Below are 11051 nucleotides of genomic sequence, written 5' to 3' on the forward strand. Positions count from 1 at the left end.
GGCGACGGCGTGAGTATGGCGTCTCTTCAGGCCTTGGGGTTCACTCAAGTGAGCACGGATAACCTGGCGGGTATTCGCCTGGTCCTGGCGCGGGCGGATTACCACAGCACGACAACCATCGACACGGGCACTTTTGAGACCCTGAACCAGCGCAGCGAGCTGCAAACTGTGGTTGCCGATGTGGTTGAGGCGCTGGCCAAGATCACCGCTTATGCCGATGACAGCGAAGCCAACCCGGCACCAACGACCGATACCTATCTTTTTGCCGGTATCACTGGGGTGACGGCAGATACGCTCTATGCGGTTAATAAGGCCATTGATGACGCCGAGCGCGTTGCGGCTACAACGGTCCAGGCAGTCCAAGCCCTCGTGGATACAGGGATCGCAGAGCATGAGGCGGCCGTCGATAAGATCCTAGCGTATAACAACGTCCTGGTAAGCGGTGCCGAGACCATCGCGGGCAGTGATGCCCCGTTGACGGATATTGATGCGGCGCTTGTCTATGAACAACAGACCCTGGACCTCTCCGGGCTGACCTTCACAGAAGGGGAGCAGTTTACGCTCCGCATGGGTGCTCATAGCCTGCAGTCAACCGCGCTGGGCGCCAGTCCAAGCGCAGCTGATTTGCTGGCGGCCTTGCAGGCATCACCGGATTACAGCGCTGCAGAATTTACGTTGTCACTCAGTGGCACCGCGCTCCAATTGGATTGGAAGGAGTGGGGCGAGATCACCGGGACGGCGGAACTGCGCAGTGCACGCCCGGCCATTGAAGACTATACCCTGGCGGGTACCCAGGCTCGTGAAGCCAACGGCCTGAACGATGAGCTGCTATACACCCTGAACAGCCAGATTGAGACTGGAACGTTCACTGCGGTGACGGATGCGGCAAGCCTGGCCGCGGCGCTTGATGACATTGAGGCGGCAGCAGAGGCTGGCATAACGGCACAGCAAGCGGCGCTGACAAAGATTGATACCTTCGCCAAGGATACAACCGGGCAGGCGGCTATCCCTGTCATTGAGGACTACCGTATTGCCGGCGTCCTGGGTGTGCACAGTGGCAATATCCGTGCCGTTAACGCGCAAGCTGCATTGGCAGAAGCAGCGAGCGCAGGCAGTGCAGATAGCCTTGACGATATTGCCATGCTTGTTGCAGCGGCTGACGCCGCCATTGCCAGAATCGATCTTTACAGCCGCTCTGGCGGCACTGCAGATTTAGGTTCCGGGCAAACAGTTCTGACGAAGGCCGATTACGATGCTGTAGGTCTCGATTACATCACTGAAGACAATGTCGTTGCAGTCAATTTACGTTTGACCGAGGCCTCTGAAGGGTTGGCAGATACTGTCAATGAACTCGAGCTGATTGCGGATAAAGCGATTGCAAGGCAGTCGGCTGCACTGCAACTTTTAAAAGATTATAGTGATGCCTCTTCCGCAACCGTTCCGAGTTTAGAGACGTTTGATGATGCCGCGATTACAGGCATCACGGGCTCTAATCTGGCGTTTATCAACGACCGTATAGGCAGCCTTGCGGATGATGCGGATGTGCTGGTCAACACTTACGTATCTAACGCGCAGAATTATCCAAGCATCACTTCTTTAAGTGATGGTGGTTGGGTTGTCACATGGAGCAGCTACACCCAGGATGGCTCGTATTGGGGTATTTACCAGCAACGCTTTGATTATACGGGTGCGCCAGTTGGTGATGAGCTGCGCGTCAACACGTACACAAGTAATCACCAGATATACCCTGACGTGATCTCTCTCGCCGATGGCGGCTGGGTCGTTTCTTGGGACTCGTATACTCAAGATGGAAGCGTTTACGGTGTGTATATGCAGCGGTTTGACGCTGCCGGTGATCAGGTTGGTTCTGAGGCTCGTGTCAACACAACAACTTCTAACCAGCAATATTATTCAACAATCGGCGCCTTGTCAGATGGCGGCTGGGTTGTTTCATGGCAGGGGCAGGGTTCTGGTGATAATAATGGTGTTTTCCAACAACGCTATGATGCCGACGGTAACTTAGTTGGTGGCGAAACCCGAGTTAACGCCACAACGGCCAGTAGTCAGCAAGATCCTTCTATTGTCGGTCTTGCCGATGGGGGTTGGGTTGTGGCCTGGATGGATAACAATGGCACTGACGGCAATGACTGGGGTATCTACCAGAAGCGTTATGATGCCCTGGGCCTAGAGGTTGTTGCTGGTGTCGATGGCTCAGGTGACCCTGTGACGGGTGAGGTTGTCGTCAACACCGAGTGGAACGGCGCGCAGATGTATCCCTCTGTGACCGCGCTCTCCAACGGGGGCTGGGTTGTTACCTGGCAGGATGGCAATGATCTCGACGGATCAGGCTACAGCATTGCCTTGCGCGTTTACAGCGAGGATGGGCTTCCTCTTGGGGACCAGGTTCTTGTCAACCAATATGGCACCAGTACTCAAGAGTATGTCGAAATTGCGGCGCTGGAGGATGGTAGCTTTGTAGCGGTTTGGGAGTCTTATGGTCAGGATGGCTCCGGGGATGGTGTCTATCAGCGCCGATTTGCGGCAGATGGCACGCCACTGGACGACGAGATGCGTATCGCCACGGTTAGCAACGCGGAACAAGCACGTCCTGTTGTGACTGGCTTGCCTGATGGCGACTGGGTGGTGAGTTGGGCCTCAAGTGGCAACACGGCTGACGACAACAGTAGCTATGGTGTGTTTCAAAAACGCTTCTCTGGTCTAACGGGGCAGGAAGTTAAGGCGGACCTTGACCTGAGCAGTGAGGTGCAGGCTATTGTCGATGCGTCGACTGATGCCTATGCGAAGATACTGGCGTTTGTTGATGGCGATGGCAGTACGACCGATCTCGGTGATGGCACGACCACGCTTACCACTTTGGATTATGGTAATGCTGGAATTGATGGTATTCGAGAACCCTACCTAACAAGATTAAATGGCTGGCTTAATGAACAGTCCGCAACCGATTTTGATAGTCATACAGCATTGCAAGAGGGGCTTCTCTTGCAGCAAGCAGTCTATCGTATAGGGGACTATATCAATGACGTTGATCATGTGGCTGCGCCAACATTGCTCGAATTGCAGGCATTGGGCATAGCCGAAGCCGATGTAGATAATCTCAAGTTTATTCAAAACTATTTAGGCTACATTGATCATCTTGGTGGCAACGAAATAACGTACTCGGATGTGACCGGTTATGTGGCAGATGCATTGCAGCTTGTAGATAAGTTGCAGCAGCTTCAAGGAACGGGAAGTCATCAATATCAACTGAGCGCAGAGGAGTATCGTGCACTTGGCCTTGGTGATGCACTGTATGACGACGCATCAAACTTATATCTAATCAACGCAGATTTTGCGGATGCTTCTCAAGCAGAGGTTCAAAATTGGGAGAACGCCTCTGCAGCGATAAACGCATCGATTTCTGCGATGAACGCTGTTTTAAACCGTGCAGACGGTTATGCTGGTACCGGAGGTATAAAAGATACTGAAGCCAACCAAATTGAATATACCTATGGCAATGTCGGTTCCAGTCCGTCGCACTCGACCTATCCTGCTACCAAAGCGTGGGATGGAGACACTACAACATTCTGGGCGGGGTCAAATGACGATGGCACGTCTAATAACATTAATTGGATCGGCCGATATGCCAATGATGCGCCTTTGCATGTCTTGGAAAGTTTCTCATGGGTGGACCGAGACAATTTTGGTACACGGGTGCCTGGTTATTTTGCGATTCAAGGCTGGAATGGATCATCTTGGACTACCATTCAAACCTACTCGAATAGTGGTACAAGTGACCAGTCTTTTAATGTCAGTTCATCAAACCAAAATGCAGCCTATCGTGGATTTCGCATCTATGTTTACTACGCGCAAGATGGTGGTGATTATGTAGATTTGGGTGAAATGAATTTCTACTCCAGGCCGGGTTTCCTCGACTTGTCTGTATCACAATGGAATGATCTGGGTTTTGATTTTGTAAATTCATCAAATTACGGGTTGGTGAATTCGGCGCTTAATTCCGCAAATCTCCGGTATATTGATCATCAAGATCTCTATACACAGATGGTTGACGTCGCGCGTGACGCAATCGTATCTGATATCAACGCTATTTCATCAGCGGCGGAATTTAACTTTGATTGGCGCGCCATCAACTTCCTAGCTGGTGCGACGATTGTAGATATTGAGAATGATCCCATCGAGCCTGCAGATTTTCATGAACTCATTGAGGCTTTCGCAAACCATGTTTCCGAGTTTGTGCCGGATCTGGCCACCTACCATTTGGCCGGGTATACATCACTAACGCTGGCTGAGAAAGAGTTCGTGAACCAGTATTTGCTTAACCGAGATTATTCAACTGCTTCGCCAGTCAGTGATTTAGCTACAGATGTTCAGGCGGCCCAAGATCTCTATGCAAAATTTGATGCCTATCTTTTATCAAACGGTGTAGAAGATGAACCGACGCTTGCAGACTATCAAGCCCTGAGCTTAGACGATCGAGTAAGCAAATTCAACCTTAATGCGATTAATTCGGTCTTACGTGGTGAGACGGAATCATTTCAGTCATTCAATGACCTTGTTTCGGTTGTAGACAATGCCGTCGCAATATATGAAGCACTATTGGATGACATACGTGTGTTTAATGAGTTTGGGGTTAACACGGCAAGCACTTTCCGATTTGTCCCTGACACGAATGATGGTGTTAACGACACTTCCGATAGAGCTGGCTTAACGGTGAACTCAGATTATTCTCCAAGTTCATATTGGGATTGGGAGCTATTTGATCGTGATCATTCAACACTTTATGCAACTGCTGGTGGAACGCTTAACCACATACTGGGTTGGTGGGACTCTGCAGATTTATACCCTAGCGGCGCCTTGCAGCGGGTATATTGGGATAACCGAGACGACTCCACTTATAAAGGACGCGTGCCTGGCGATTTCAGAATTGAAGGTTGGAATGGCACTGCTTGGGAGGTAATTCAGACGGAGGCTGGCTATTCATCTACAGGCAACCCTACCTTTTACATCAGTAATAATGCGGCTAACCGGTATAAATCATACAGCGGCTTTCAATTAGTCGTAACGGATACTTGGGGGGGGGATCATAACGTCAATTTGTGGGAGTTGGTGTTTTATGCGAACCCTGTCTTGAGCCTAACTGCACAAGAATGGAATATCTTGGGTGTGCCAGGTGTAAATAGCGACAACATTGAAGCGCTGAATAACTTTGCCCGTGATTCCGGCTTGTGCGATCTGGGGGATAATCTTTCCCTGGCTATTTCACAAATCGAACCACTATTTGCCATTTCAGATGCTATTCGCAGCAATGCATCAGCTATGACGGATGCGAAGATGCGAATTATCAACAAACGGTTGTTTGATTTCACCAGTATGGTCGAAGCGGGCACTGACAACTACCTTCCGCCAGACCTGTTTGGCGGCGAAGTAGCTAGCCTTGCGGAACTTCAAACGCTGCTAAATACGGCGGATGCATCCACCGTTGATGACTTGGTAGGTTATTTGGTGGCACTCGATGCCTTCGATACCTTCATTACGGGAGGCGAAGCGTCGTATGTACCCGTAATTGGCGCAGGAGATGCTGGGCTGGTGTTTTCTTCTGAACGGACCTCAGACCGAGACTATGATGCATGGCATGCGTTTGATGGCAGCTCCTCAACACAATGGTCGACACGCGATGCCGACCCTGTAGCCGGTACGACTATTGGCTGGAAAGATGAGTCGCAGTTGCCGGGTTATTTAACCAAAGTCATCATTACTTCCCGCGCTGACACTACATACTTAACTCAGTCGGTCAAGAATTTTGATGTTCAAGGTTGGGATGCTGCGACGCAAACATGGGTCACTATTCAAACGTTTAATAGCGCCAAGCCGACGTCATCTAATCAAGTGATGACGTTTACAGTGAGTGAAGCTAATCAGTCGACTCCTTACAACGGGTTTCGCCTTTATGTTAACTCGAACCATGGAGCTGCTAGTGTCTCACTAAATGACATTGATTTTGTCGTATCTCATGATCCGCATCCTATGTCTCAGGCCGACTTGGCCGCGTTAGGATTCGATGTGCAAAATGAGGCAGAAGCCTTGGCTGTCTCTGAGAGGCTTTTGAATTACTCCTTGAAGTCTTCTGCCCCAAGTCTTCTTGAATCACTTTACGACGCGAAAGTAGCGGCCTCTGACTGGCTATTACACTTGATAGGTATGCAGGACACATCAGAATACTTCGCTCAGTCTGAAACAATAATCACAGCGGAAGATCTGAACGACCTCCTCGGCGATGACTACTTTGTAGATGGTGATACAGCTGCAATAGATGAGGCCATTACCCGTTTAATTGGCGAATCTGAGGCTCCTGTCAGCCAATATGATCTCGAGCAGCTTCTGACATCAGATGCCTACATTCATTCAATCGCAGTTGGTCCTGATGGAAGTGAAATCCCCTATGATGGAACAGCATCACAAGATAATTCACCAGACCTGACAATCAATCTGGTCGAAGTTAGTGAGACAGATCAGTTGTTTCTTATCGTGGATGGTACAGAAATTGACCTGGGCAGTCCGACACAAGACCAGCTTACGAGCGGAGAAATGGTTCTCGATAATTTTGATATATCACCATATGATGCGTCGAATGATGGCCTGGTTAGCCTGGAGGTTAAAGTATTGCATTCAGATGGCAACACCATAATCTCAGATGATTTTACTTACCTTTACAGTAGTTAGATTGAAGCCTTCGAGATCTGTTGGCGCGCATATCAACATTTTTGCCAATATTTTCCTATATTGGATTGTCAAGCCCCCTATGTTTGATCCAATTTTAGGGTCGTAGTTTCTGGTATTGGTGGGCGCATTCCGAGGCTTTGATGGGGTCGGATATGTGGCTGTGCGGTTCGATGTATAAACTCTGCTTAAACACATCTACATTGTGTTCGCCCATAACCACCCATAGCGGTAGGCAGCTGTCTAACCCAGTACGGCGGTCTTCAATTTCGGTCACCTCAACGGCATGGGTGTCAGTCTGCGGCGGCTGTATGGCAACAGCACACCAACACAACTCTCTTGACCCCCTACCAGCCTTCAAAAACAAGATGACGGCATAGGGACGATTTTTGCGGCCTTCAGTTACACGGTGCCCCGCCTGCCTTGCCCACAGATAGGGATAGCGCAGCACATCCTCAGCTCTTGGTGCATCGAACAACGCTTTCGTCAACTTGACCATATTGCCGGATAGCCTTATCTGTAAAGCTTGGTCGGCGCTTAGTGCTAAGAATGGACACAATCTTAGAGGTTGCCACGCGCGATCTACTTCAACCCAGACAAAATAAGTTCACTCAAGCAACACAGCAGCTACGTAAATATCGGTGGTAAAATCCATAAAAAGTGATACCAGAATAAAAATCTTGATTTTTAATCCACTAGAAAAAACAAAGGGCGAATATGATCGCGATTAAACAGATTTTTTGCTCCTTGCTCACATGTATTATTTACAGTGTATCGATCGGGCAAGCATTTGCCGACAGCGCGATCCCCAATTATGGTAGCCCCGAACTCCAGCCAATCCATTATGCAGATCAAGAAGGGCAACCGGTGGGATATTGGGTTGACATCATTAATGAAATGAATGCGTTTTTGGATACAGAGTTCACGATGGAGCTCAAAGATGTTCGTATCGCCCGTAATGCGTTGCTAGAAAATCCAGAGCCTGCATTATTGGGAGTAGTTTTAGAGGCAAGCCAATTACTACCAGGTTATGAACACTTTACATTTTCAGAGTCTTTTGGAAGTTTTAATTTACGTTTCTATACCATAGGAAATGAAGCGCTATTATTAAACGGATTTACAAATTTTCCAGAAAGTGCAGCCGTGATTGGCGCTCCAGGCGCATTTGCTATAAAATGGCTTGAACAAAATTCACCCCAAACAGAAATTAGAACTGTTGAAAGTTTCGAAGAGGGCATACAATTAGTTTCCAATGGCATGAGCGAAGCTTTTTTTGGGTCTGAATGGGCAGTAAGGTATGCGTTTAGTGAAAACATTGATGAATACTCTGGCCTAGTAGAGGGGCCAATTGTGTTTTCGTCAAATATGACGTTTGCTGCTCTAAACGAATACTCATACCTGATAGATCAAGTAAACACATTTCAAGCTCATGCGGTATCTAGCGAAATACTTCAAAGAATTTATCTTGATTGGGTTTCTCAACCACCCCTCACTCCGGAACAATGGTCACAGATAAAATACAAAGAATTAGTCAACCAAAGAATAATTCTTTTTTTAACGTTAATATTACTGGTAATGTTCTTCGCAGCCTATGTAATTAATTCTAGATCCAAATCAGATGCTAAATTAAAAGAATTGCAGCGCATGTCATTGATGAAAATCAACCACGATATTCGCGCGCACCTTGATATCTTGAAAAAACAAATCTCAAAAGAAGTTTTAGATAGTAATAATTTCGACAACACACAAGCAGAAAAACAGATAGATGTTATAAGTGAATTGTTAATTCCTATAGGCCACGAAAAGATTACTTACACGAATATGGCGCAAAAAGATTTTGAGGAAGAAATTAGTCGTATCTGTGGCTCATACAATATACACCCGAATATATTTCTTGAAGACGGTGCGTTCCCTTTTTATATAAATAATAATATTTTAAAATATTCTATACATAGCATTGTTAGAAATATTAAGCAGCACTCGTCCTCCAATGAAATAAATATATCCATTAGTTATTCTGCCAAAAAACGGGATCTAATTTTATCGATTTCACACTTAGGAAATCCATTACCTGACAATGTGATTAAGTATATTAATTCACCAAATATTTCCATTGAGCCACCTTATCAATCAAAAACGTCTACAGGTATTGGGCTCCATCTCCTGAAAAGCATTTTTTTAAGAGATAATTGGGTCTTGAAAATTATTTGTGGGTCTGGAAAAAATACTTTTAGAATTGAGATTCCCCCAGTCGAAAAGAGCGTAAAAAGTGTAGTGTCGAAAGAAGGGAATAAAATTTTAATTACCAATGGAGAAAAGGTACTTATAGTTGATGATGATATATTTTCTCGTGAGTTATCAGCTACGCAACTTAATCGATATGGTATCGAAGTATTCCATGCATCTGATTCAAACGAAGCAATTCGATTAATCAAAAGCGAAAAGACATTCAATCTTATTATTCTTGACGTAAACCTTGGATTTTCATCTGGGATAGATCTAGCTCAAATACTAGTAAATGACATTGGATTTCCACCATCTAGAATAATAATAGTTAGTGGCGAGATCTTAGATAGCAAACAAAGTGCGGTACTCCGCTCTCTTGGTATACAAACAATCATTCTCAAACCAGCCAGTATCCTAGATTATTTGCAATTTAATATTAGATAATTTTTTTACTGCACCGCTAAAATATTTTAAAATATATTAAGGCCTATTTTTTCTCTAATCCCATCTTAATTTCATTTTTTATTTACTTAATTGAAAAATTGCCTATGATATTAATTCCTTTGTAAAAATACTAATACTGAAAAAAACTGTGCACATTTTTTTGATTTTATTAAAATGTACTGGCTAAAATTAAGTGCAACTTTGTTGAGTTTTTCAATTATTTTAACCTGGATTATCACCAATAGCTGAAAAATGGAGGCAGCCGGGACCGGTTGCGTGAAGACTTAAGGAGATCAACTAGTTATTCAGAAAAACTACCCTAAAGGCTGGTAAGCTCTTTTCACGCCACAGTGCCAAACACGAGCTCCAAGTCAGCACCGTCCCACATTTGAGAATTATTGACGACGACTGATCTGCCCCCTTTTGGTCCCTCATTCATAACGAGAGTCTGCAGGTTGGATTTTGGTATTCTGGTTCTGGGTCGGTTGCAAGCGCGTCAGGCGTGGAGCCCTCAGATTGCGCAAACGTCTGATGCGCTTGCTGTGGCGTGAGGTTTTTCAGCGAGGAATGCGGTCTGACTGTAATGTAGTCATAACGCCAGAGTGCCAGCTTGCGCCATGCGTCATCGATGCTATCGAAGATTTCCTCGTTGAGTAGTTCGTCCCGCAGGCTGCCGTTGAAGCTCTCAATGAACGCGTTCTGCTGCGGCTTGCCGGGATCGATGTAGTGCCAAGGCACGGCATTCTCGTCAGCCCACTTCAAGATTGTCCGGCTGGTGAACTCCGTGCCGTTGTCGCTGACAATGCAGCCTGGCTTGCCATAGATCCGGATCAGGGCACTAAGCTCCCTGACAACCCGTGCCCCGGACAGGCTCGTGTCTGCGACAAGGCACAAGCATTCCCGCGTGCAATCGTCTATGACCGCCAACATTCGAAACTTCCGCGAAGCGCCGAAGCTGTCGGACACGAAGTCCAATGACCAACGTGCATTGGGATGCGCGGCAACCGGCATCGGCGCCCTTGTGCCTCAGGCACGTTTGCGACCACGCCGCCGCCTCACCGACAGGCCTTCCTCACGGTAGATCCTGTAGAGCTTCTTGTGGTTCATACTCATACCCTTGCGTTCCAGCAGCACGCCTATCCGGCGATACCCGAACCTACGCCGCATGCCTGCGATCTCCTTCATCTCATTGCGGATCTCCGCGCAGTCTGACGGGCGTTCACGCCGGACTGTTTTGGGATCGACACCAACTGGCCTGCAGGCCCGGCGCTGCGAGAGGTCGTGATCCCGTATCACTCGGTGCGCCGCGTCTTGCCGCTTGGTCAATGTCGTCAGCTCTTTCCCCGTAGGTCTTTCAACACGACATTATCCAGCATCGTATCTGCCAATAGTCGTTTGAGCTTGGCGTTCTCGTCCTCCAGCGCCTTTAACCGGGCAGCCTCAGACACGTTCATGCCACCAAACTTGGCCTTAAACTTGTAAAATGTGGCGGGGCTCAGGCCGTGCCTGCGACACACCTCAACAGTCGGCATTCCAGCTTCCTGCTCCTTAATCATCCCAAGTATCTGCGCCTCCGTGAAAAGGCTCTGTCGCATGTGTCTACTCCTTCAAAGTTGGCGCAGACTCTACATTACAGTGAGGGATTG

At 47.4% G+C, this 11051-nt stretch carries 3 protein-coding genes and 1 pseudogene; 2 read left to right on the forward strand and 2 right to left on the reverse strand.

Annotated elements, in window-relative coordinates; genetic code table 11:
* Nucleotides 1-15: 15 nt before the first annotated feature.
* Complete coding sequence (locus AAC620_RS12165) at nt 16-6738, forward strand: hypothetical protein (RefSeq protein ID WP_340245344.1); 6723 nt, start codon at nt 16-18, stop codon at nt 6736-6738.
* Nucleotides 6739-6832: 94 nt separating this feature from the next.
* Here the strand turns inward: AAC620_RS12165 and AAC620_RS12170 are convergent, their stop codons facing one another.
* Entirely contained in the window at nt 6833-7234 is a 402-nt protein-coding gene (locus AAC620_RS12170; protein WP_340245346.1) for a hypothetical protein, read from the reverse strand.
* A gap of 218 nt (nt 7235-7452) precedes the next feature.
* On the opposite strand from AAC620_RS12170, the gene AAC620_RS12175 reads away from it, so the two are divergent.
* Entirely contained in the window at nt 7453-9405 is a 1953-nt protein-coding gene (locus AAC620_RS12175) for a response regulator (protein WP_340245348.1), read from the forward strand.
* Nucleotides 9406-9840: 435 nt separating this feature from the next.
* Here AAC620_RS12175 and AAC620_RS12180 read toward each other — a convergent pair.
* Nucleotides 9841-11000: pseudogene (locus tag AAC620_RS12180) on the reverse strand (IS3 family transposase).
* Nucleotides 11001-11051 lie beyond the last annotated feature (51 nt).

Source organism: Roseobacter sp. HKCCA2468 (genome assembly GCF_037805105.1).
Taxonomy (GTDB): Bacteria; Pseudomonadota; Alphaproteobacteria; order Rhodobacterales; family Rhodobacteraceae; genus M30B80.